Annotated in this window: 19 protein-coding genes and 1 pseudogene; 18 read left to right on the plus strand and 2 right to left on the minus strand. The window is 67.2% G+C overall.

All coding sequences use genetic code 11. From position 1 onward, the window contains the following. The first annotated feature begins 84 nt into the window (after positions 1–84). The 12 genes and pseudogenes from U9983_RS05000 (at position 85) to U9983_RS05055 (ending at position 13,136) form a co-directional block, all read left to right on the plus strand. Positions 85–549 (plus strand): nitroreductase family deazaflavin-dependent oxidoreductase, encoded by a 465-nt coding sequence (locus U9983_RS05000; protein WP_322752890.1) that lies wholly within the window; start codon positions 85–87, stop codon positions 547–549. Further along, the gene (locus tag U9983_RS05005; RefSeq protein WP_322752891.1) at positions 546–1,103 is read left to right on the plus strand and encodes a TetR/AcrR family transcriptional regulator; all 558 of its coding nucleotides are present in this window, start codon (positions 546–548) and stop codon (positions 1,101–1,103) included. The genes U9983_RS05000 and U9983_RS05005 overlap by 4 nt, the downstream gene beginning before the upstream one ends. Before the next feature lie 210 nt (positions 1,104–1,313). Continuing rightward, a complete protein-coding gene (locus tag U9983_RS05010; RefSeq protein ID WP_322752892.1) occupies positions 1,314–2,411 on the plus strand; it encodes a hypothetical protein in 1,098 nt (365 codons plus the stop codon). A gap of 434 nt (positions 2,412–2,845) precedes the next feature. Then, positions 2,846–6,067, plus strand: a complete 3,222-nt coding sequence (locus U9983_RS05015; protein WP_322752893.1) for a type I polyketide synthase — start codon at positions 2,846–2,848, stop codon at positions 6,065–6,067. A gap of 278 nt (positions 6,068–6,345) precedes the next feature. Then, a complete protein-coding gene (locus U9983_RS05020; protein ID WP_322752894.1) occupies positions 6,346–7,155 on the plus strand; it encodes a helix-turn-helix transcriptional regulator in 810 nt (269 codons plus the stop codon). Between the two features lie 123 nt (positions 7,156–7,278). Then, positions 7,279–7,506, plus strand: coding sequence for a hypothetical protein (locus tag U9983_RS05025; RefSeq protein ID WP_322752895.1), 228 nt, complete (start codon positions 7,279–7,281; stop codon positions 7,504–7,506). Positions 7,507–7,521: 15 nt separating this feature from the next. Next, positions 7,522–9,432 carry a N,N-dimethylformamidase beta subunit family domain-containing protein gene (locus tag U9983_RS05030; protein ID WP_322752896.1) on the plus strand — a complete coding sequence of 637 codons (1,911 nt, stop codon included), beginning with the start codon at positions 7,522–7,524 and terminating at the stop codon, positions 9,430–9,432. 349 nt (positions 9,433–9,781) lie between these two features. Continuing rightward, positions 9,782–10,561 carry a hypothetical protein gene (locus tag U9983_RS05035; protein ID WP_322752897.1) on the plus strand — a complete coding sequence of 260 codons (780 nt, stop codon included), beginning with the start codon at positions 9,782–9,784 and terminating at the stop codon, positions 10,559–10,561. A 59-nt stretch (positions 10,562–10,620) separates the two neighbouring features. Beyond that, positions 10,621–11,937 carry a chitooligosaccharide synthase NodC gene (gene nodC, locus U9983_RS05040; protein ID WP_322752898.1) on the plus strand — a complete coding sequence of 439 codons (1,317 nt, stop codon included), beginning with the start codon at positions 10,621–10,623 and terminating at the stop codon, positions 11,935–11,937. Next, positions 11,934–12,182, plus strand: a pseudogene (locus tag U9983_RS27720) (ATP-binding cassette domain-containing protein); the annotation flags it as partial. The gene nodC and the pseudogene U9983_RS27720, both read left to right, overlap by 4 nt. Beyond that, positions 12,151–12,714 (plus strand): hypothetical protein, encoded by a 564-nt coding sequence (locus tag U9983_RS05050; RefSeq protein ID WP_322752917.1) that lies wholly within the window; start codon positions 12,151–12,153, stop codon positions 12,712–12,714. The pseudogene U9983_RS27720 and the gene U9983_RS05050, both read left to right, overlap by 32 nt. Next, the gene (locus tag U9983_RS05055; RefSeq protein ID WP_322752899.1) at positions 12,711–13,136 is read left to right on the plus strand and encodes a carbamoyltransferase C-terminal domain-containing protein; all 426 of its coding nucleotides are present in this window, start codon (positions 12,711–12,713) and stop codon (positions 13,134–13,136) included. The genes U9983_RS05050 and U9983_RS05055 overlap by 4 nt, the downstream gene beginning before the upstream one ends. On the opposite strand, the gene U9983_RS05060 is transcribed toward U9983_RS05055, so the two are convergent. Together U9983_RS05060 and U9983_RS05065 are read right to left on the minus strand one after the other, a co-directional pair. After that, positions 13,133–13,798 (minus strand): phosphate signaling complex PhoU family protein, encoded by a 666-nt coding sequence (locus U9983_RS05060; protein ID WP_322752900.1) that lies wholly within the window; start codon positions 13,796–13,798, stop codon positions 13,133–13,135. The genes U9983_RS05055 and U9983_RS05060 overlap by 4 nt on opposite strands. Before the next feature lie 114 nt (positions 13,799–13,912). Continuing rightward, positions 13,913–16,093: an MMPL family transporter gene (locus U9983_RS05065; RefSeq protein ID WP_322752901.1), complete on the minus strand. Its 2,181-nt coding sequence runs from the start codon at positions 16,091–16,093 to the stop codon at positions 13,913–13,915. A 167-nt stretch (positions 16,094–16,260) separates the two neighbouring features. Between U9983_RS05065 and U9983_RS05070 the strand changes: the two genes are divergently transcribed. The 6 genes from U9983_RS05070 to U9983_RS05095 all read left to right on the plus strand — a co-directional run. Beyond that, the gene (locus U9983_RS05070; RefSeq protein WP_322752902.1) at positions 16,261–16,773 is read left to right on the plus strand and encodes an NUDIX hydrolase; all 513 of its coding nucleotides are present in this window, start codon (positions 16,261–16,263) and stop codon (positions 16,771–16,773) included. 281 nt (positions 16,774–17,054) lie between these two features. Further along, entirely contained in the window at positions 17,055–17,861 is an 807-nt protein-coding gene (locus U9983_RS05075; RefSeq protein ID WP_322752903.1) for a hypothetical protein, read from the plus strand. 326 nt (positions 17,862–18,187) lie between these two features. Beyond that, positions 18,188–19,102: a hypothetical protein gene (locus tag U9983_RS05080; RefSeq protein WP_322752904.1), complete on the plus strand. Its 915-nt coding sequence runs from the start codon at positions 18,188–18,190 to the stop codon at positions 19,100–19,102. A 199-nt stretch (positions 19,103–19,301) separates the two neighbouring features. Continuing rightward, positions 19,302–20,030 carry a flavodoxin family protein gene (locus U9983_RS05085; protein WP_322749949.1) on the plus strand — a complete coding sequence of 243 codons (729 nt, stop codon included), beginning with the start codon at positions 19,302–19,304 and terminating at the stop codon, positions 20,028–20,030. Positions 20,031–20,155: 125 nt separating this feature from the next. Further along, positions 20,156–21,127, plus strand: coding sequence for an effector-associated domain EAD1-containing protein (locus U9983_RS05090; RefSeq protein ID WP_322752905.1), 972 nt, complete (start codon positions 20,156–20,158; stop codon positions 21,125–21,127). Positions 21,128–21,235: 108 nt separating this feature from the next. Further along, positions 21,236–23,824 (plus strand): WD40 repeat domain-containing protein (locus U9983_RS05095; RefSeq protein WP_322752906.1); only part of this gene is annotated, 2,589 nt, incomplete at its 3' end.

Consider the following 23,824-nt stretch of genomic DNA (forward strand, 5'->3'; position numbering starts at 1 on the left):
TAACGCCGTTAGCTACCGTCTTGCTAACGGTGTTAGCCACGCCACGATGGCTCGCACGATGGCTCGAGAGCAAGGAGTCCCGCTGTGTCCGAGACGTCCAAGGCCCACTACCGCAAGCCCGGATGGTTCACCCAACACATCGCCAACAACCTGGTCATGCGCCTTACCCGGGCCGGGGTCAGCATCTGGGGCAGCCGCATCCTGGAGGTGCGGGGACGAACCAGCGGGCAGCCGCGTCAGGTGCCCGTCAACGTGCTCACCCATGACGGCAGGCAGTATCTGGTCTCGGCACGCGGTGAAGGCCAGTGGGTGCGCAATCTACGCGCCGCCGACGGCCAGCTCGACCTCCTACTCGGCCGCCGCCGGGAACACCGCAGCGCCCACGAGGTTGCCGATGTGGCCAAGACGCCTATTCTGCGTGCGTATCTTCGCCGCTGGAAGGCTGAGGTGGGAGTGTTCTTCGACGGTGTCAGCGCGGACTCGTCCGATGACGAAATCGCCCAAATCGTCCATAAACATCCCGTGTTCGTCCTCGACCCGGTCTCATGACCCGACCCGCGCCCGCCCGGCAGCGGGCCTTCACCCCGCGCGCCATCGAGATCATTTCAGTCGGCCGGCGACTGCTCGAAACCGACGGGCCGGACGCCCTGACCATGCGCCGCCTCGCCGCCGAGCTCGGCATCCAGGCGCCGTCGATCTACAAGCACTTACCCGGCAAGGACGCGCTTGAGCTGGCCCTGCTCGAGGATGCGCTGACCGAGATCGGCCAGGACCTGCACGAGGCGGTGCGTCACAGCACAGTGCACAGAGTTATCCCGGCGATTCTTGCCGCCTACCGCGCATACAGCCTTGCCCACCCGAACCTGTACCGGCTGGCCACCGGCTCCCGCCTGCCCCGCGCCGCGATGACGCCGGGCTTGGAGGAGTGGGCCGGCGAACCGTTCTTCCTCGCGACCTGCGACCCCAACCTGGCACAGGCGCTATGGTCCTTTGCTCACGGTATGGTCATCCTCGAGCTCGACCAGCGCTATCCTGACGGCTCCGACCTGCGCCGGACCTGGGACGCGGGCGCCGACGCCTTCGCGTCAGCGTGCCGGCAGTAAGCCGGTTTCTTTATCGGCGCACTGGCACCGCCCGGTCTGGCACTCGCACTACCAGCATAAACTCGTTCTGTTTCGTCCGGGGCTCGCGGCCCAAGCTGGTTCTTGCATCGTGCATCGAGGCCGCAGGAGGGCGATCGGAATGGCAGTCAGAAGAAACAGGGATACACCGCTTCCCTGCATACCCGGCACGGGTGGACCGGGGAGACGACGGTGAGCACCTGGGTGGCGACCACGGGCTTTCTGGGCGGGCTCGTCGTCCTGGCCGTAACCGGCCGCGGCGTGCTCGGGACCGCGGTGGCGCCCCGCAGGCGGCCGTCGCGACTCGTATTCACAACAGTGCAGGTACTGCTCCGGATCTCACGGCAGATCAACCGGGCTGTCCCGAGCCGGCGGATTCATCGCTTGGTGATCAGGATGATCGGCCCGGTGGCGGTTTTGTTCCCGCCGCTGATATGGGGATCGGGCACGGTTGTCGGGACGGCACTGCTGGCGGCGTCGGTTGGGGCAGCCCCCCCTGACATTCGTGCGGTGGAATACGCGCTGGGCCAGCTCGATGATCCGAAATGGGCCGGCCACGGTGTCCCGTTGGCGGTGTACGGCTGCCTCATTTTGATCTTCATCGGGTTGGCGACCCGGATCACGGCACTCGCGTCCGCCTACCAGCGGCGTGAACGGTTCGTCTGGGCGCTGGCCAGCGAAGCACGGTCGTGTCTCGATGCCGAGGATGTCATCGTCGCCCACATGCGTGGTGGAACACCGGATTCCCTGGATCGCATGATGAGCACCTGGCAGCTCTGGATCGCGGATCTCCGGTTCAGTCACACGAGCTATCCCGAGCTGCTCACATTGCCATCCTCGCCCGATTTGTCCTGGTTGGACGCGACTCTGGTCCTCATGGACGTGGCGGCACTCATCGATGCCCTCGCACCGGGGACCGAACCGCCACCGACACGCCCACTGCTCGCCGCGGGCTGTGCATTCGTCCAGGAGATGGCCAGGGAACTGGAGGTCAGCGCGGTCCGCACGACGCTGAGCCTGCATGGGCGGGAGGAGCGGTCCTTCTGGACGAGCATCGCGAGACTGACCGACGCCGGAATCCACGCCGAACGGGACTACCGGACGGCCCGATCGACCTTCCAACGATGGCGGTCGAGGTACGCACCGTACACGGCCGCACTGTCAGACCTCATGTGCGTGCAGGACGGACTGCCGGTGGGCGAGCTGATGCCCGAGGTGCCCTTCGAGGCACTCGTCAACACCCTTGACTCGTCCGCGGAGAAGATGTCGCAGGCTTTCTCACCATTGTAACGATATTGTAACGATAACGGGAGTCTGGTCGCCGGTGCCGATCTCGGCCCTCCCATGCCCGCGGGCTGCTGTCTGTGCCCGCGGGCTGCTGTCTGTGCCCGCGCAAGCCACTCGCATGGCTCGGCCGACCGCGACGGCCAGGTTGCCGCCTTCCAGGTAGTGGTTGCAGGTAGTGGTTGCAGGTAGTGGCAGTACCCGCATGACAGCGGTGGCGAGTGCCAGGCAACCGATACCCGCACCACGACGGTCGTCGGACCAGGTATTCGCGGTGCCAGTGCCAACACGGTCTGGATAGATTGTTGGATTGGTCACACTCTTTGCTTGCACGGCACCTAGCAAGATGTGATCATTGCGAAGGGAAGGGCACGCCAGCCATGACAGGGTTGCCAGCGCAGAACGGACACCGGTACGGTGGAGTTTCAACGGCATCGGGGATGCCAGCCCCCGAGCCAGTCGCCATCATCGGTGTAGGTTGCCGACTTCCCGGAGCTCATGGCACAGACGAGTTCTGGCGCGTCCTTCGGACGGGATCCGACACCGTCACCCAGATTCCCGCGGACCGCGCGTTCGGTGCGCTCTACGACCCCCGACCGGGCACCCCGGGACGGATCGCCAGCCGGGCCGGCGGGTTCCTGACGGACATCGACGCCTTTGACGCCGACTTCTTCGACGTCTCGCCCCGCGAGGCGGCCCGCATGGACCCCCAGCAACGCCTGTTACTGGAAACCTCGTGGGAGGCCTTCGAGGACGCCGGCCAGACACGGGGATCCCTGACCGGCAGCCGCACCTCGGTCTTCCTGGCCTACCTTTCCACCCAGTACTCCGAGCTGCTGCGCGAGGCCGGAATCTGCGACATGCACAGCGCCATCGGAGCGGAGGGCCGCGGCACCGCCGCCGGGCGCCTGTCCTACGCGTTTGACCTGCGCGGCCCGAGCATGGCACTGGACGCGACCTGCGCGTCGTCCCTGCTCGCCATTCATCTGGCCTGCCAGAGCATCCGCTCGGGGGAGAGCACGCTCGCGCTCGCCGGTGGCGTCAACATCATGCTGACCCCGGACCTGTCCATCGCGCTGTCCCAGGCCGGGGTGCTGTCGCGCTACGGGCGCTCCAGGTTCGGGGACGCGGCCGCGGACGGCTACGTCCGCAGCGAGGCCGTGGCGGTCGTCATCCTGAAGTCCCTCGAGCAGGCTCGGGCCGACGGCGACCAGGTCTACGCGGTCATCCGGGGAAGCGGTGTGACCAACGACGGCCGCAGCGGGGGCTTCGTGACAGCGCCGAGTGTGGAAAGCCAGGCCGAGATGCTGCGCACCGCCTACCGCAATGCGGGCGTCGAACCCCGCGACATCGACTACATCGAGGCCCACGGCACCGGAACGGTCATGGGCGACCAGATCGAGCTCACAGCCATCGCCGAGGTCCTGAGCGAGGGCCGGCCCAGCGACCGGCCCTGCTTCCTCGGATCGGCGAAGTCCAACATCGGTCACAGCGAGGGCGCCGCCGGGATGGTGGGAATCATCAAGGTGGCGCTGAGCCTGCGCCACCGCACCATCCCCGCGAGCCTGCATATCGCCGAGCCCAACCCGGCGGTGCCCTGGGACGAGCTGCCGATCGAGCTCGCCACGACCGTGCGCCGGTGGCCGGAGCGCGGCCGGCCGCGCCTCGCCGGCGTCAGCGCGTTCGGACTGTCAGGGACCAACGTGCACGTCGTCCTTGCCGAAGCACCGTGTGACACCGATGCCACGAGCGGGTCTCCCGACCGGGGCGGGGACGGCCGGGGCGAGGACGACCAGCCGGTGCTGCTACCGCTGTCGGCAGCAACCCCCGACGCCCTGTCCGACCTGGCGCGGGCCTACCTCGACCGCATGGACTGCGACAGCGTCGGCGTCCAGCCGTCACTGGCGGACACCTGCTGGAGTGCCGGGGTCCGGCGTACCCACCTCGAGCACCGCGCGGCCGTTGTCGGCCGGACCCGCGCCGAGATCGCCAACGGGTTGCGGGCGGTCCTGGCCGGCACGGGCGCCGACGGGGTGTCCATCGGCCACGACGCCGACGGTAGCCGCCCCAGGATCGCGTTCGTCTTCCCCGGCCAGGGATCCCAATGGGTGGGTATGGGACGCGAGCTGCTTGGGTCCGCACCGGCCTTTCGGGCGGCGGTCGAAGAATGCGATGCCGCCGTGCGCAGGGAAACCGGATGGTCGGTCATCGAGCGCCTGACCGCGGACGAGCCGCTGTCCGGTATAGACGTCATCCAGCCGGTGCTGTGGGCGGTCGAGGTTGGGCTGGCCGCCATGTGGCGGCAGCTGGGTGTCGAACCCGACGTCGTGATCGGCCACAGCATGGGTGAGGTCGCCGCCGCCGTTGTTGCGGGAGCGATCACGCTGTCCGACGCCGCAGCCGTCATCTGCCGACGCAGTCGGATTCTGCGCTCGGTCAGCGGTCAGGGCGCCATGGTCGCGCTGGCGCTGAGCATGGCCGAGGCCGAACGTGCCATCGAAGGGTTCGAAGACCGGGTGTCGGTGGCGGTCGCCAACAGCGACTCCTCGGTAGTGCTCTCCGGCGATCCCGAAACGCTGGAACAGCTGATCGGACCGCTACGGGAGCGCGGGGTCTTCTGCCGGCCCGTCCAGGTCGACGTCGCCTCGCACAGCCCCCAGATGGAGCCGCTGCGTGCGGAGCTCATGCGCGCCCTCGCCGACGTCCAGGCCCTTGCCGGCCACACCCCGATCCACTCGACCGTGACAGGCCGGCGCTCGACCGGCGAGGAGTTCGACGCCGCCTACTGGGTCCGCAATCTTCGCGAGCCGGTGCGCTTCGCTGATGTGGTGCACGCGATGCTTGACGAAGGGGAGACGGTGTTCATCGAGATGGGGCCCCATCCGATGCTGGCCAATGCGATCAGGGAGATCATCGACGGCACCGAGGGGGCCGGCACCGTGATCGCCTCGCTGAACAGGAACGCCGCGGACTGGACAGCGATCCTTACGACGGTGGGGACCCTTTACGCAACTGGATACGAACCGGACTGGACGGCGCTGCGCGGTGGCACGGGCCAGTTCGTCTCGTTGCCCACCTATCCGTGGCAACGGCGCCGCTTCTGGATCAGCGATGCGCTCGCGGCCTCGGCCTCGGCCTCGGCCGGTGGCGGCGGCGGCGGCGGCCTTCGCGACCCGGAGGTCCGCCCGCTCCACTCGGTGCCGCTCCACTCGGTGCCGCTCCGGTCTGTGCCGCTCCGGTCTGTGCCGCTCCACCCCGTTGTGGTCGACACCGTGCCGGAGCAACGACAGCCGACGGACGACGAGGTCGACGCCGCGGTGACTCCCGGTACGGCACGGCAGCGGATGCATTCCCTCGAAGCTGTCAGCGAATACCTCGTGGAACAGGTCGCCATCGTGTTGGGCCTGGCAACGGACAGCGTGAACACGCAGCGTCCGGTAACGAGGATCGGGCTCGACTCGCTGCTCGCGGCCGAGTTGCACGCCCGGATCAAACAGAACCTCGACATCAAGATGCCAGTGTCCGCGTTACTACAGGGAGCGACGCTTGAACAGTTCGCGAGGGAGATATGGGCGCGCCTCGAGCGAGGATATCCAACCTTCAACGAGCTGAACGTCACACCTCCCACCGCCCTGAGTAATCATCACAGCAGGGTCGCCTGACCGACGGCCCGCCAGAAGCGGAATTGATGCCGGGAGAACTCGGAAGTACCCACGAGAACCGCACGTTGCCGAACATCCGCCGGCCCCTCCCGTACGCGATGCCCCAGCGGGAGGGGCCGGCAGTCCCGTCTCAGGGGTCCACAAGCGGCCTACCTGCACAGACACTCGACACCGTGAACCGCGACTTACGCAAAAGGGGCACCACAACAAAGTTCGGACTATGCTGACCAGTCAGCCCTTACGGCGTAAATATCTGCTTGCCGACAGTGAGGTGTCACGTGACGGATAACGAACATCGCCGTCGCGAGCTGGGTGCGTTCCTACGCAGCCGCCGAGAACGTATCAACCCCGAGACGGTGGGCTTGCCCACGGGGCGACGAAGACGAACCTCCGGGCTCAGACGAGAGGAAGTCGCGGTTCTCGCGGGCCTGAGTCCGACCTGGTATACATACCTTGAGCAGGGTCGGGACATTCATCCATCGCACGAGGTTCTGGATAGCCTCGTCCGAATGCTGCAGCTGAACGACGACGAACGCAGCTACATTTACCAGCTCGCTTACGGCCAACGACCAGTCAAAGACAGTCCGTTACGCGAGGCCGACACAGAGGCCATCCTTTGGCAGATCGCCGACGCGTACACGCCCAACCCCGTTTACATCGCGAACCAGGTTGCTGACGTACTGGCCTGGAACACGGCCGCTACCGAGTGGTACACCGACTTCGCCAAGCTGCCGGACGAGCATCGCAACACCGTGTGGTGGACGCTCATGGAACCGGAAGCACGCGAACGTCTGGTGATGTGGGACGACGAGGCCAAGGACGTCATCGGCCGGCTGCGTGCCGTCTCGGCAGTCAGGCCCGGAGACCGACGGCTGAGCCAACTGATCGCCGATCTCATGAAGGAAAGCCCGGAGATGCGGCGATGGTGGTCCGACCACGAGATACGCAATCAGGCGCCCCGGGTCCGGTGGTTGCGGCATCCGCAGCTCGGGGTTCGGGCGATGAACCTCGTGGTCGCCTATCCGGCCGGTATAGACGGAATCGGAATCGCCTTCCATCTGCCCGTCCCGGACGACGAGGATGTGTAGGCTGCGGCCGGCAGGGCTCGTCACGACCTCGGCGAAGATCGCACCGACCGACGGATCGGCGCCGAATACGGGCTTCACCCCCTGGGATGGACGGTGGATCCGCGCGACAGGTCCAGGCCCGGGGTGAACGCGATCGTGGCGGCGGTCAGAGACCGGCTTCGGCCAGGAGGAACCATCCTCCTGGCCGACGGGTGCCTGCCCGTCGAGAGACCCGGTATCGCGACGTTCGGCATCCGTGACCAGACGGTGACCGCGCTGCGGCTCCTCATTCCCGACCTGCGCCGTCAGGGCTTCACCTTCGACCGGCCTTCGCAGCTTCCCGGACCCGCAACGCTCCCGGGTTCAGCATAGCGAACGGGGTGCGTGATGGGTGTACAGGTGTATTCTGCGGAGACATCGGTCCCACAGGGCGGCAGTCTCGATCTCCATCTCAATGCGGACTCGGGCGCCGGAACCGACGCGACCGTGGTGGTCACCGAGTTCGTCAGCGGCAACGAAATGGCACGGTTCACCGTGCATGTTGATGCACATCCAACCCCTGGCGACCCCGCGGCCGACCGAGGCTGGCCCGTCGGGTTCACCCTCGATGTTCCGCAGTCCTGGCCGAGCGGCCTGTACGCCGTCGATCTCACCCCGGGAACGCCGGGCCAGAGCCGTGCCTTCTTCGTGGTGCGCTCGGCCGAACCTGGTGTTCACGCCCACATACTGGTGTCGATTCCGTTCCCGACCTTTCATGCCTATGCCTGGTGCGGCACAGCTGGCGCCTCGCCGTACTGGACCGAGCAACCCGACCGTGGTCGGCGAGTAAGCCTGCACCGGCCGAGTTCGAGCGGCCCGGGCTGGGAGGTCTCGATCCTGCAGTGGCTCGCCACCAGCGGGTTCGCCGTGGACTACTGCTCCGGCTTCGACCTGCACGATGACCCGCGCGACGACCCGCACCTGCTGCGCGCCTACCAGGTGCTCGTCAGCGTCGGGCACGACGAATACTGGACGGCCGAGATGCGCGACACCGCCGAGCAGTTCCTGGCCGCCGGCGGCAACATCGCATTCCTCACGGGCAACACCTGCTGGTGGCAGTTCCGGCTTGAGGACGATGGCCGCACCTTCGTCTGTCATCGCGACGCCGCTGAAGACCCGCTCACCGGGATTGACAACGCCCGCGTCACCGTCGAGTGGTCCAGTTCGCCGGTCAACCGCCCGGAGAACGCTCTCACCGGTACCAGCTTCCGCCGTGGCGCGGGTTGCTGGGGCGACATGAGCGTGATGGACAGCACCGCCTGGACGGTCACATTCGCCGATCACTGGGCCTTCGAGGGCACCGGACTGGCTGACGGTGACACCTTCGGGATCGGGACGGTCGGCTATGAGACCGACGCCGCCGACGTGGTCGTGGAGGATGGTGTCCCTCGTGTCACCGGCCGGGACGGCACCCCCACGACCTTCGTCGTCCTCGCCACGGCTGACCTGTCCGACTGGCGCCGCTTGGGGCAGGGTGGTGCCGCAACCATGGGCGTGTTCCGGGCATCCGGCGGCGGCACAGTGTTCAACGTCGCCACGACCGGATGGGGTGGCGGGCTCGGTACCTCCCCGGATCCGAGGGTCGACCGGATCACCCGTAATGTCCTCACCCGGCTGAGCAACCCGTGGCCGGCCGCGCACTGGGAACGGATCGGTCGCGCGAGCACGGTGACCGCACTCGTCGCCTGCGAGAACACCGTGTTCGCCGCCGCCGGGAACATTCTGTGGGCCCGGGACCCGGTCGGCCAGAACCTCGTCTGGACCCGGATCGGGCAGACGGGCCGTGTCCGCGCGATGGCCAGCCCACGCGAGGCCACCGGCGGCCAACCTGTCTGCCTGTACGCCGTGACCACCGACGACCAGCTGTGGCAGCGCGAGCCCGTTCGCCGCGACGTCGGCTGGGTCCCGATCGGGACCGCACCGGGGGTGGTCGCGCTCGCGGCGTGCTTCGAGGGGCTGTTCGGCGCGACCGCCGACGGCGATCTCGTCCACCTCCGCTTCGACCGGATCGGCCAGGACCAGGTCTGGACCCGGGTGGGTCCCGCCGACAACGTCATCGCCATGACCAGTACCAGCGGCCGGCTCTACTGCGTCACCCGGGATCAGACCCTCTGGATGCGGCTTCCGGTCCTGCACGACGTCGCCTGGACGGCGATCGGAACTGTCCCGGCACCCGCCACCGGGTTGGCCGGCCATGCCGGAAAATTGATCATCAGCACCGTCTGCAATCGGCTGTGGTGGCGCGACGCCGTCCGTTGACGCTCGGGCACAGTTGAGCCGGGACGCCTCTTGTTGCAGCTCCTATTTTCGGTGTAGCGCGTCTCAATATCTGCGGCCGGCCTCAACCTGGCACTGCCAGTGCCAGGTTCACCACGCCTGGCACCACGGGTCCATTCGTCATGTACCCACACTTCAGGAATACCTGTACATATACGGTCTGTTTCCGCCGGGTCCGGGCGAAGAAACTGGTATCAGACACCAGAGAAAGTACCGGAGGATGCACTGAGCATGATTTCCAGATTTGCGATCATGAGCATCCTTCAGTATTCGCGAGCGACTATTTTGCGCTGCCCGTCGACCAGCACAGAAAACAGAACGGGAGTAAGACATGAGCACTACAGCTGTGACCACGCACCGGGCCGGGATCGATGCTTCGCGGTCCATGCCGACACAGGGCCGCGCGGTTGCCGCGCCATGGCCTGGTACCCGCATCCTGCTTGCGCCCGGAACCGGGCTGCTGCGGCGGCCGGTGTCGCTCGCGAGGGTCGGGATATTAATGACCGCCGGCGCGCTACCGGTGCTGTCAATTCCGCTCTACGTCTTCAACCTCCTCCCCATCAGCGCATCAGCCCGCTTCCTGGTACTGCCGCTCGCCGTCATCGTCATTGCGATGGCACTACACCGGTCGCTGGAGGCACGATGGGCGGTCCGGGGATTCGCCGCCGGATTGATCGCCGTCACCGCCTATGATGCCCTGCGGATGCCGATGGTGTTCACCAGGATCTGGCCGGACTTCATCCCGCGACTCGGTGGTTGGATCATCGGGGATGTATCCACGAATATTCCGGTCGGCTATGCCTGGCGTTACATCGGTGACGGCGGTGGCATCGGAATGGCGTTCTTCGTGCTGTGCGGCGCAGTGGGTCTGTGGCGGTTTCCGGCTCTTGCCCGGCGTCCGATCCTGTTGGGCATCGGTTACGGCATCTTCGTCTGGTCAGGCCTGGTGGGAACCATCGCCCTGTCTGCCCGCGGCGCAGAGCTGCTCTTCCCGCTCAGCGTGCAGTCCCTCGGACTCTCTCTCACCGGACATCTGATCTATGGATCCGTTCTCGGCCTGTACCTGCGGCGGGCCCTGGCAACCGAGCGTCGCCTCGCGCTGGCAGCCTGACCACCAACCCTGTTTCTACCGGCCGCGCGGGCCGCCCGACTCCTGGAACAGAGGACTCCATGCATACGACAATCGTGGTCTTACGGATTCTTTTCACCGGCGTGCTGTCGGCCTATGCCTTTCTCACCATCGGCTACCTGGTAACGCAGATTCGCTTCGCTCACCGGACGTATCGGCGACGGAGAACCGTCCCGGGAAACTTCGGACCCGCCACCGCACTACCCAGCGTCGATGTGATCATTCCGTGCTTCAACGAACAACCGGAGGTACTCGCATCCTGTTTGCGCTCCGTCGCAAACCAGGACTACGAAGGCCTTCTCACGGTGTACGTCGTCGACGACGGCTCACGGAACCGCCAGCAGCTCCAGGCCGTTTACGATGAATTCGGTCGCGACCGACGATTTGTGATCCTGCCGTTGACAGCCAACGTGGGAAAACGGAAGGCCCAGGTAGCCGCCATCCGTCAGTCGGTTGGCAACCTTGTCGTGGCAATCGACTCCGACACGACCATCGAACCCGACGTCGTAGGCAAACTGGCGGCGGCGATGGCCGACCCCGGGGTGGGTGCGGCTATGGGGCACATGGTGGCGAGTAACAGTCGGGCGACCTGGCTCACCCGACTGGTCAACATGGAGTACTGGATCGCCTGCAACCAGGAACGGGCCGCTCAGTCCGTCTTCGGAGCGGTGATGTGCTGCTGCGGGCCGTGCGCGATCTACCGGCGCTCCGTGCTCACGACCGTCCTCGACGACTACGAGACCCAGATGTTTCGTGGGCGACCGAGCGACTTCGGAGAGGATCGCCACCTGACAATTCTCATACTGCGGTCGGGCCTGCGCACCGTCTATATCCCGGACGCGACGGCCGCGACCGTCGTCCCCGAGCGGATTCGCCCCTACCTGCGCCAACAGCTCCGGTGGGCCCGCAGTACCTATCGGGACACCCTCCTTGCCATCAGGCTCCTTCCCCGCCTGCACCGCTATCTGACCCTTGACGTCATCGGGCAGAATCTGGCGTCGTTGTTACTCCTTCTGTCAATGATCACAGGACTCGCTCTTGTCGCTGTGTCCGCGGCTCCACCGCCGTGGTGGTCGGTCGCCGCTATGGCAGGGCTCGCGTTACTGCGCTGCATCTATGGTGCCTGGCGCGCCAGGAACTTGGCGTTCTTCGGGTTTGCCTTCCACGAATTCATCAACGTCGGCCTGATCCTTCCCCTGAAGGTCTATGCACTCTGCACCCTGAGCAACACGACCTGGGGTTCACGCGCTCTGCCTGCGGCGCAGCACACGAACGCAACGCAGCACATCATCACGACGACCGTGTTCCCGGCGCACGCCGATTCCCGGGGAACACATGAGGAAGTTGTACCACTATGAAGCCAGCAATTGCTGTCGAAGGTCTGGTGAAGCGTTACGGTGACGCGCACGCTCTGGACGGGCTGAATCTGGAGGTCCAGCCAGGAACCATCCTCGGCCTGCTCGGTCCGAACGGCGCCGGTAAGACCACGACCGTCCGGGTACTGACCACCTTGCTGAAGCCAGCCGGCGGACGCGCGTGGGTGGGCGGTTTCGACGTGGTCCGGCAACCGTATGACGTGCGGAGGGATCTCGGCGTCGCTGGTTCTCCAGGCCATGGACATGGCAGCCGGGCAGCCGGACGTGCTGGCCATCGGTGGCTGGCACAAGCCGCTGCCAGGTTATCTGTCACAGCATCTTTTCATGGTCGCGGCGATGGCTCCGGCCGCTCCGCTACGCGAGTGCATGATTCTGGTGTGGGAGGGCGAGATCGGCGCCTTCTACCACTGGCAGAATTATGGAGCGAAGATCACACCGCTCCCGGTTCTGGCGGAGCCCGGCTCACGTTACGCCGCGCTCTTCGCTCTCGCCGACCCCACCTTCTGGGACTCCGGAGACGTACCCCGGCTGCAGGACGCGGGAAAGATCATGGCCCTCACCGCATATGCAGCCGGCTCCGAACCCCGGTCCGAGGTGAAAGAGGTTGTCGAGGAATTCATGAAACCCGGAAAAACGTTTGAGCCTTTTGAGAAGATCTCCTTCCAGGACTCCGCCCTGTACAACTGCGGTGTCGACAGTCCGCTGTTGCACACCGCCGCCCGGTATCTGACCAACCGACTGTTCGAGACCTTCCGTTGACCGCCGGGGCGAAGGACCTCCTCAACACGATCAAAAAGCGCGAAGGGTACCGACCGATAGCGCCCTGCTGCATTGCCGAGGACATGGGCCTCTGGTTCGACAACCCGGTCGAGGACCCGTACATGCTGTACTTCAGTCACGTCCGGACCGATGCTCTGCCAGCGGTCACCCATGTCGACGGAATGGCGAGGGTCCAGTCGGTGCGATCCAGCGACGAGCCCACTCTGTACCGGCTGCTGGAATCATTTCGGGCTGTTTCGGGCTACGGCGTCCTGTGCAACACCTCACTGAACTTCTCCGGGCACGGGTTCATCAACCGCATGTCGGAACTCATCGGCTACTGCGAGGCGAAGAACATCTCAGACGTTATCGTCGGGGACAGCTGGTATCAGCGCAGCGAGCTCGGTTCGACCCACACCTAGCGGTTTGTCGCCGGGTGGATGCCGGCGAGCCGACGGGCCGCGGTGACGGCCTGGTCGCCGAACCGTTCGTAGTAGCGGGAAAGCAACGTCAGGTCCACGGCGCTCTGAATCCCGTGTGGCCACGCCGAATCGGTCAGGGTTGCCAGCAGCCGCCGGTGAATCTGGTCGATCTGGTCGTCGGCGTCCTCCACCTGCCGGGCCGCCTCCCGGTCATCCTTGCGGATCGCGGCGGCGAGCTGGTCGGCCAGGTCGCCGCACAGCCGGCCGAGATGGGTGATGGTGGGACGCAGCGGCGCCGGGACCACCGGGGCGGGCCGCCGGAGGTCGGCGGTGGCCGCGATGTGATCGGCGAGCTCGCCCATCCGTTCCACCCCGGTTGCTATCCGCAGACAGGCGACCACAAGCTGTAGGTCACCGGCCACCGGATTCTGGCAGGCGAGGAGCACCACGAGCTCGTCGTCCAGCTTCCGGCTGCGGACCTGCAGGCTCTGCAGGGCGGCGTGGACCGCAGCGGTATCAGCCCGGCCGGCATCGGGGCCGGCCACAGCGGCGGTGGCGGCTGTGACGATCCGACTCGCCTCAGCGGCGAGCTCGCCGAGTGCCACCCGGACCCGGTCCAGCTCGGCGGTGTAGTCAAACCGGTGCGGTCCCGGAACATCCATAATCCGATGAACCTCCATAGTCCGATGAACCTCCATAGTCCGATGAACCTCCATAGTCCGATAGTGGCGCCATCCCGGCGACCCTGCCCGTCGGGAGCATGCGCCACGTGGACGTCAGCCACCGACACTGCTCGGACCGGGCGCCGGGCGTGCGCTGGGTGCGCTGGGTGCTCTGGGTGCCAGCGGCGAGTTCCTGACCCGGAAGACCCGCGCGACATTGTGCGGCAGCCACCAGTTCCAGCGCCCGAACAGTGCCATCGCACTCGGAACGAGCAGTGCACGGATGATGGTCACATCGATGATGATCGCCGCGCCGAGCCCGAACCCGAACTGCTGCAGACCGACGATCGACCCGGCGACGAAGCCCATGAAGGCGGCGAACATGACCAGGCCGGCCGCGGTCACAATGCGCCCGGTCTTGGCCAGCCCGAGCGCCACCGCGGTCTCGTTGTCCCGGCCGGCGTCCCACTCCTCGCGCATCCGGCTCACGAGGAAGACCTCGTAGTCCATGGACAGACCGAACACCATCGCAAAGATGAAGACCGGGATCCAGCCCTCGATCTGGTCGAAGGAAATGAGCCCGAGCGCGCCACCCACGCCCCACTTGAAGAAGACCACCAGCAGGCCGTAGGCGGCAGTGATCGAAAGCAGGTTCAGGACGATTGCTTTCAGCGGGAGGATGATCGAACGGAAAGCCCGCAGCAGGAGGAAATACGTGAGGACGAGCACCCCGAGCACCAGCCAGGGAAAGGCGCTATAGGTGAGGTGCAGGAAGTCGACCCCGCTCGGAGGGCCGCCGCCGGCGTAGACGGCGACCCCGGTGGGGAACCCGGCCGCCGGGACGAGATCCTGGCGCAGGCGGTGGGCGAAGTCGAGCGACACGGGCGTCCCGTACTCACTCTTCCCGATCACCTGTAGCTGCAGGTAACGCCGGGACGGGTCGACGAACTGCGTGCTGGCAGGGTCGAAGATGACCGCGGCGACCTGCGAATCGGCACGAAGACTGTGCTGGAGCCGCGTCAGCCCGGCCTGCACCTGGGCGTCATCGGCCCCGCCTGGCCGGTGGGAGTCGATGACGACCGTCGTCGGCGCCAGGGCGCCCGCGCCGACCGCATCGGAAAGGATGTCAAGGCCCTGGACACTCTCGAGAGTGCGCGGGATGCCCTTGTTCGAGCCCGGTCCGAGCTCGAGGGCCAGCACTGGCAGCGCAAGCGCGACGAGCAGTGCCGTGCTGCCCGCCGCGATGGCCGCCGGGTGGCGCATGATCGTCCATGCGAGACGAGCCCAGACGTTCTCCTCCGCCTCTCGGCGCTCGGTGATGGAGCGCGGTAGGAGCCGCACCCGATCGAGCTTCGCGGCCAGGAAGTACAGCAGGACGGGTAGCAGGGTCAGTGCGCAGGCGACCGAAATAATCGGGATGAACAGGCCGCCAATGCCGAAACCACGCATGAACGGCAGGGGCATGGCCAGCATCAGCGTGAGACCGATGGCGACCGCCGTGCCGCTGAACACGACCGCGCGGCCGGCTGTCGCCATCGTGGCGACGATCGCGTCCTGCGTCGCCTTACCGCTGTGGAGCTCCTCCCGGTAGCGATAGATGATGAGCAGCGAATAGTCGACAGCGATACCCAGGCCGATCAGCGTGACCAGGTTCTGCAGATACGTCGACAGCTCCATGTAGTGCGCGAAAACCCAGATGATCGCAAGGGTCGTCGGGATCGCGGCCGCAGCGAAGATCAAAGGCAGGAGGAAGGCCAACGTCCCGAAAACGAACGCGAGGATGACGAGCGCGATCGGAATGGCGATGTAGAGTTCGCCGACCTTGAGATCGTGCTTGAACACGGGATCGAGGTCATGCTCGATCGCAGCCTGGCCGGTGACGTAGGCATGAGCACCCGGTACCGTGCCGACCGCTGCCCGCATCCTGTCGGTATAGCCTTTCGCGTCGGCCGGCTCGAGATTCGACACGATGCGGGCGTTGACGATGGAGTCGGACACCGGTTGAACCGATGCGACCTCCCCACTGGGAAGAACGCCGGCCGCCCTGCGCGCCGCCTGATCGACCGTGGGCAGGAGCTGCGGGGCAGACCCCGGCGCGCCGCGCACGACAATCATGAAGGATCCGGTACTCTTCTGACCGAAATGATCATCGAGGACGCGCTCCGCTCGCTGTGTGTCGGTACCCGGCAGCGAGAAGCGATTCGTCAGAAGGCGACTCAGCCCGGACGCGGCAGCGCTCGACACGACGAAGACAACCACCCAGACCGCCACGACAGCCCACCGATAACGGATCATCGCGCGCGTCCAGCGTTCCATCATGGTCACATACCCGCCGGAGCGCCTGATTATCCGACGGATGCACGGAAACTTACGTTGAACGTGAATGGTCGGGTGTGAACTGGCGAACGTGAACTGGCGAACGTGAACGGTCGGGTGTGAACGCCGGAGATATCAGAGGTGATATGAGCAACGCACAACTGCCACCCGCCGATTTCTACGCAACCCTTCCCCGGGTGCTCGCCGCAGCCGGGGCGCTTTTTCGCGATCCAGGCGGCCGGGTCCTGCTCGTCCAACCTACCTACCGCACCGACACCTGGCTGCTCCCCGGTGGCGCCATGGATCCGGGCGAGTACCCGTGGGAGACGGCCCGCCGCGAAGTCCGGGAGGAAATCGGGCTGGCGCTGCAGCCGGGGCGGCTGCTCGGCGTCGACTGGGTCCCCGCCCAGGACGACGGACGACCGCCGCTGATCCACTTCATCTTTGATGGCGGAACACTCACCGAAACCGATGCCGAACACAGCGTGCGCCTACCGCCGGACGAGTTGACCGCCTGGCGGCTGTGCGCGCCCACCGAGTGCGACACGCTGCTCCTCCCACGGGTGGCCCGGCGCATCCAGGCGTGCGTGGCCGCACTTCGCACCGGGCAGACCGCCTACCTGCAGCACGGCTGGTCGCGCCGGGCACCATCGGGCTGACGGCCCACGATGCCGACCCCCGCGCGCATTCCGCAGAGCATCCCGCAGAGCATCCAGACGATGACTGACGCGACCCGTGGCCGGTGCTCCGTCCATACTGGACACTTCCGTATGGTTCATTTGTGGTCATAAAAGGTCACAAGAGGTCACAAGATGGCGCTGTGGATCCGTCGGCCGGCACGCAACGTCGACCGGCACGCAACGTAGACCAGTGAAAAGCGGGGAGAAGCATGGAACTGCGGCAATCGTTTCAACATCGAGGCTTATCAAAGGCAGCCGTCGTGGGGATCAGCCTGCTTGGCCTGCTGAGCCTGGCTGCGTGCGGCGGCACGGCCTCGGGTCGGAAGGTCAGCGCTCCGGCCAGCGGATCAGCTGGTGCTCCGGCCGGAGCGCCGACCGGGACGTCGACCGGAGCGCCGGCCGACAAGCCGGTCGGCGCGCCAGCCAGCGCGCAGGCCAGCGCGCCGGCAGCCGCCGCGGCACCGATCCTGCATGCGGGCGACTTCGTCCTTACCCAAGGCCCCGAAACGGCCGGCTTCATCCTTGACACATCCCCCGACAAACAGGCGAATCCGCAGATAGCAGAGAGCAAGATCGCGTCTTGCCTGGGCGTACCGCTCGCCGACATCCAAGACCACGCAACCGAGATGACGGACGGCCCCTACTTCTCGAGCACCGACGGACTGACCACGGTCGCCTCGCAGGCGGAGATCGCCCCAGCGGCCGACGTGACCCGTGATGCGGCCATCCTCACCCGCGCCCAGGCACCCACATGCTTTGGCCAGCTCTTCTTCCAGTCGTTCCAGGAAGGGGTCGCGACCACCGGCGCGCATGCCACCCTCAACTCGACCCGCTCACTGACCCCGCCCACCGGTGCCACGGGTGCCATACGCATGAGCGTGACGGTGACCGCCAACGGTAAACGGGTCCCCGTCACGATCGACATAATCATCATCATGTCCGGCCGCGTCGAGAGCTCCCTTCTGGTCATCCAGGTGAACGGACTGCCAGACCCCACGCGCGAGCAGAACCTCACCCGTCAGGTCGCCGGGAAGGTCGCCCGGCAATCGGGACTGACCGCCGCGTAAGCCGCCGTGAAAGCCGCCGCTGGAGCGGGTTCCGGGCCTGCGGTCGTCCGAACCCCCACCCGCACCAGCCTCGTCCGAGGCCGCGGGCCAGCGTCGTCCGAACGATGTGACTTTCGTGCTGCTCCCATAGCAGCAGATTCACATCCCTCGGTCGATGGGCCGGCGGGCCGACGGTTATCCACTCCAGCAACGGCACATTCACATCCTTCGGCCGGCGGGCCGACGGTTATCCACAGCTGACGCCAGCGTGACGACTTCGGGCGTGTGCCCTGTCACCGTTCATAGTTGTGACGTCCACCGCAGGTCCGCACGACGGCGGATGGGAGATGATCGCCCGGGATCGCAGCGGCGTGATGGCAGTGCGGGACGCGATCGCGGGCGGCCTGCGCCCCGGGGAACTGCGGTGGCGGGTCAGCACAGGTCGGTGGCAACGGCCGCTACGGGGAGTCGTCGTCACCCACTCCGGGCCGTTGACCCGTCTCCAATGGCTCTGGTGCGCGCTGGAACGGGCCGGGCCGGGAGCCGTCCTTGCCGGGTCCACAGCGGCCACGCTCGACGGTCTGCGGGGGTTCGACGCGGCGACCGTGTTCGTCACTGTGCCGTCAGACCGGCAGCTCACCGGGCATCAGGGGATCGTGGTGCACCGCAGCAGCCAACTCACCTCAGCCGACGTCCATCCGGTCCGCGTTCCCCCGCGGACCAGGCTCGCCCGCTCGGTCGTCGACATGGCGGGCTGGGCGGCCCGGGACGACGACGCCAGGGCCGCGCTCGCTGCCTCCGTACAGCAACGGCTGGTCAGCGTCGGGGAAGTGCGGGCTGCGCTGGACCAGCGCGGGCGAGCGCGGCGTCGCCGCCTGATCGTCGACACGTTGGCAGATCTTGATGTTGGCGCTGAGTCAGTGGCGGAGATGCTGTACCGCCGAATCGAACGTCGCCACGGGCTGCCGCCCGCCCGGCGCCAGCACATGGTCGAGCTGGGCGGTCGTCGCTACCTGGACGTCTGGTACGAGCCATGGCGGGTCTGGGTGGAGATCGACGGGGCCGCACACCGGGAAGCCCGGCAATGGTGGGATGACCTGGCCCGCCAGAATCTCGGAGTGCTCCAGGACCGTCTGATCCTGCGGTTCCCGACGTGGCGACCGTCCGCCAGCAGCGGCTGGGGCGGCCCCCCACTGACCGCGGGCACCAGCAGCGGCTGGGCCACCAGCAGTCCGTCCACGAGCAGCGGCTCAACGATGTGAATCCAGTGCTGCTGTAGTAGCAACTAATTCACATCCTTACTGCATGATCCGCTCTCCCGACTCGGTCTGGGAGGTCCGCGCAGGCTGGGAGGTCCGCGCGGTCTGGTCGACTGCCGGCGGCGGTGGTTAGATCACGGTGGACCGACGGCTGCGACCCACCGTGGCGTCGCTGCGCCATACGGGGACCGGGGAGCGTGCCATGACGACGAACAGCGACGAGACCACATGGCGGTTCGACGGATTGCGGGCGTTGTTCATCAACTGCACGCTCAAGCGCTCACCCGAACTCAGCCATACCGGGGGTCTGATCGATCGCAGCGCCGCCCTGATGGGTGAGCGCGGTGTCGAGGTCACGGTGCTCCGCGCGATTGATCACGATATCGCGACCGGGGTGTGGCCGGACATGACCGAGCACGGTTGGCCGAGTGACGAATGGCCAACCATCTACCAGCAGGTTCTGGCGGCCGACATCCTCGTGCTGGCCGGGTCGATCTGGCTCGGCGACAACAGCTCCGTGATGAAGAAAATGATCGAACGGCTGTACGCCTGCTCGCATCTGCTCAATGAAGCGGGCCAGTACGCCTATTACGGCCGGGTTGCCGGCTGCCTGATCACCGGAAACGAGGACGGCGTGAAGCACTGCGCCATGAACGTCCTCTACAGCTTGCAGCACCTCGGGTACACGATCCCGCCGCAGGCCGATGCGGGATGGATCGGTGAGGCCGGACCAGGGCCGTCCTATCTCGATCCGGGCTCGGGCGGACCGCAGAACGACTTCACCAACCGCAACACCGCGTTCATGACCTGGAACCTGCTGCACCTGGCGAAGATGCTCAAGGACGCGGGCGGCATCCCCACGCACGGCAACCAACGCTCGGCCTGGGACGCCGGCTGCCGGGACGACTACCCCAACCCCGACTACCGCTAACCCGACTACCGCCGGCCTGACCTCCAGCGGCCGGAGCCACGTGCCTTCCGCGAGGGACGCGAGGGAGCAGATGAAGCCGGGGTGATGGCTACGATTTGCCTGCCTGTCCGCAGCAGGAGGTGTGCGTGAGCGATGAAGCCAGTGCCGGCGCCGAAGCCGGTGCCAATGTCGACGCGGGGACAGAACGTCCGCCGAGGGTGTTCATCTCCTACGCGCACGCTGGCGGGACGCAGGAGTCCGCGGGACACGACGAGTCCGTGCGGGAGCTCTACTGGTTTCTGCGCATGCGTGGGATCGACGCGACGTGCGACCTGCCCGCGTCCCAGCGGCGGCAGGACTGGACCCTGTGGATGGAGCGGGAGATCCGCGCGGCCGACTTCATCCTGGTGATCGCATCACCCGCGTATCGGCGTCGGGCCGACGGGGATGCCGCCGCCGACGACGGTCGTGGGGTGCAGTGGGAGGCCGGCCTGGTCCGCGAGGTCATCTACCGCGACCAGCGTGCGGGCCTGCTCCGGGTTCTGCCGGTCGTGCTCCCGGACGCGACCGCCGATGACATCCCGCTGTTCCTCCGGCCCTACTCGACCACCCACTACCAGGTGGATGAGATCTCCGATGCCGGGCTTGAGACCATCCTGCGGGTCCTGCTCGGTCGGCCGCTGGAGATCGAACCTGCGCTGGGGAATCCCCCGCTGCTGCCTGCACGTCCCGGCCCGGGAGCACTTCAGGCGGTTGCGGTGGATGACCGGCCCGAGCCAGCGGCAGCGGCACGGGCGGCCTCGGGATCGGCCGGTGTGGACATCTCATTGAGCCGGGATGACCGGGAGACGCTGCTGACCGCCCTGGCGGAGAGTTTCACCACCGACATGGCGGCCGAGCGGATGCTGAGCCGTATCGGCTATCCGCGGTCGCGGCGTCCCGGCTTTGCCAATGCCGTACCCGAGCAGATCTGGAACATGATTCTCATCGACCTGGAGAACGGCGCGGTCGCGACGCCGTTCCGGGCGTTGCTGACCTCCGCCCTGCGCGACCAGCCCCACAACCGGGTTTTCCGCCTGCTGGCGCAGCGATACGGCGTCGACCCCGCCGCCCACTGACCGGCCCCCGATATCGGGTGGGCTGTGTGGTCGGCGGGGTTACGCTGATCGTCACAGGGCAGTGCCGGTGGGACGCCGACGGGACGCCGGTGAGCAACGGGGGCGGTTGTGGACGAGCAACGGGGGACCGGTTCGGGGGCCTTCTCGAGCAACGCCCAGCCGGTGGACGGTGCCTTGCGTGCCTGGGCGGTCGCCCATGCCCGCACCGTGGGCCGCACGGGTGATCCGTCGGGGATGCCGCCGTGGCCGGGCGGCGCGCGGCCGGCCGGGCCGGGTCCGCGGTGGGACGAGCCGTGGGGGCCGGGTGACATCGTCGTCACCGAACCACCGGCTACCCTGACCGGCCACACCAGCTTGGTCTACTCGGTGGGGTGGGCGACCGGCCCCGACGGCCAGCTACTACTCGCCACCGGCAACTACGACGACACGGTGCGGATCTGGGATCCGCACACCGGCCACCTCCTGCACACCCTGACCGGCCACACCGGCTGGGTCGGGTCGGTGGGGTGGGCGGCCGGCCCCGGCGGCCGGCTACTACTCGCCACCGGCAGCGCCGACGCCACGGTACGGATCTGGAATCCGCACACCGGCCACACCCTGCACACCCTGACCGGCCACACCGGCCGGGTCTTGTCGGTGGGGTGGGCGACCGGCCCCGACGGCCGGCTACTCCTCGCCTCAGGCAGCGCCGACGCCACGGTACGGATCTGGAATCCGCACACCGGCCACACCCTGCACACCCTGACCGGCCACACCGGCCGGGTCTTGTCGGTGGGGTGGGCGACCGGCCCCGACGGCCGGCTACTCCTCGCCTCCGGCAGCGCCGACGCCACGGTGCGGATCTGGGATCCGCACACCGGCCACACCCTGCACACCCTGACCGGCCACACCAGCACGGTCCGGTCGGTGGGGTGGGCGACCGGCCCCGACGGCCGGCTGCTACTCGCCTCCGGCAGCGACGACGCCACGGTGCGGATCTGGGATCCGCACACCGGCCACACCCTGCACACCCTCACCGGCCACACCAGCACGGTCCGGTCGGTGGGGTGGGCGACCGGCCCCGACGGCCGGCTACTCCTCGCCTCAGGCAGCGCCGACGCCACGGTACGGATCTGGGATCCGCACACCGGCCACACCCTGCACACCCTGACCGGCCACACCAACTGGGTCAACTCGGTGGGGTGGGCGACCGGCCCCGACGGCCGGCTACTCCTCGCCTCCGGCAGCGCCGACCGGACCGTCCGGATCTGGGATGTCGAGGTCACGTCCTCGCTACCGGCTGCCGCCGTCACCACAGGTGACAAGCCCGCGGTTCCCGCGACCGATCCGACGCCCCGCCGGCCGCGGGTCGTCGGGTCGCACGTAGGCCAGGTGTGGTCGTTGGCGTTCGTGGATCATGCCGACGGCTCCCGCCAACTGGTCTCCGGCGGTGCCGACGGCGCTGTGATGATGTGGGATACCCAGGGGTCCGGTGCGTCGCGAACCATTACCCGGCATGAGTCCCAGGTGCGCGCGATCGCCGCCTGTGAACTGGGGCGCAGCGGTTCGGTGGCGTCCGTGTCCGAGGACGGGACGAACCGCGTCACCGTCATCGACGGCGACGCGGCGCCAACCCAGGACTGGCTCGGCGGCGCGCTGCGAGCGGTCGCCACAACACGGCAGTCGGACGGCTCGTGGTTGCTCGCGTACGCGGGGGACAGCGCCATCGTGCACACACAGCACATGCTGCCGGCGACATCGACGGTGGATGGATGGCGCACGGGAATGCCGAGTGAGTTATCCGGCCACGACAACCGGGTGCTGGCACTCGCTTTCGGGGTCGCAGTCAACGGCCAACCCGTGCTCGCGAGCGGCGGGCTCGACCGGACGATCCGGCTGTGGTCCCCGCCGGACTGGGATCCAGAAGACAGCCCGAGGCTGGCACGAGGCTGGGAGCCTCTGGCGGAACTCGACGGCCATACCGGGTGGGTCACATCGCTGGCATTCGCCGCGGGCGAGGGCGCCCAACTGCTGCTAGCCTCGGCCAGCCACGATCATACGGTGCGAATCTGGGATGTCATCAGCGGACGGCTGCTGCAGACGCTGGAAGGTCACGGGGCGCCGGTGTGGACGGTGTGCTGGGTGCCATGGCCGGACGGCCGGCGGATGTTAGCCTCCGGCGGTAACGACGGCAACGTCCGGATCTGGGACGCCGACGCAGGCGACCAGATCGACATTCTTTCCCACCCAACCGACGTCCTCACGGTCGCGGCGTCCACCGCCGACGATGGCACTCCGATCATCGTCACCGGTGGCGATGACGGCCAGATCCGCCGGTGGGATCTTCCGCGGTCGGACGAGCCGTGGGGGCCGGGTGACGTCGTCGTCACCGAACCATCGGCTACCCTGACCGGCCACACCGCCTGGGTCTGGTCGGTGGGGTGGGCGACCGGCTCCGACGGCCGGCTACTACTGGCCTCAGGCAGCGCCGACGCCACGGTGCGGATCTGGAATCCGACCACCGGCCACACCCTGCGCACCCTCACCGGCCACACCGGCCCGGTCTTGTCGGTGGGGTGGGCGACCGGCCCCGACGGCCGGCTACTACTCGCCTCAGGCAGCGCCGACGCCACGGTGCGGATCTGGAATCCGACCACCGGCCACACCCTGCACACCCTCACCGGCCACACCAGCCCGGTCTGGTCGGTGGGGTGGGCG

It is taken from the genome of Protofrankia sp. Cas3, assembly GCF_963555955.1.
GTDB lineage: Bacteria > Actinomycetota > Actinomycetes > Frankiales > Frankiaceae > Protofrankia.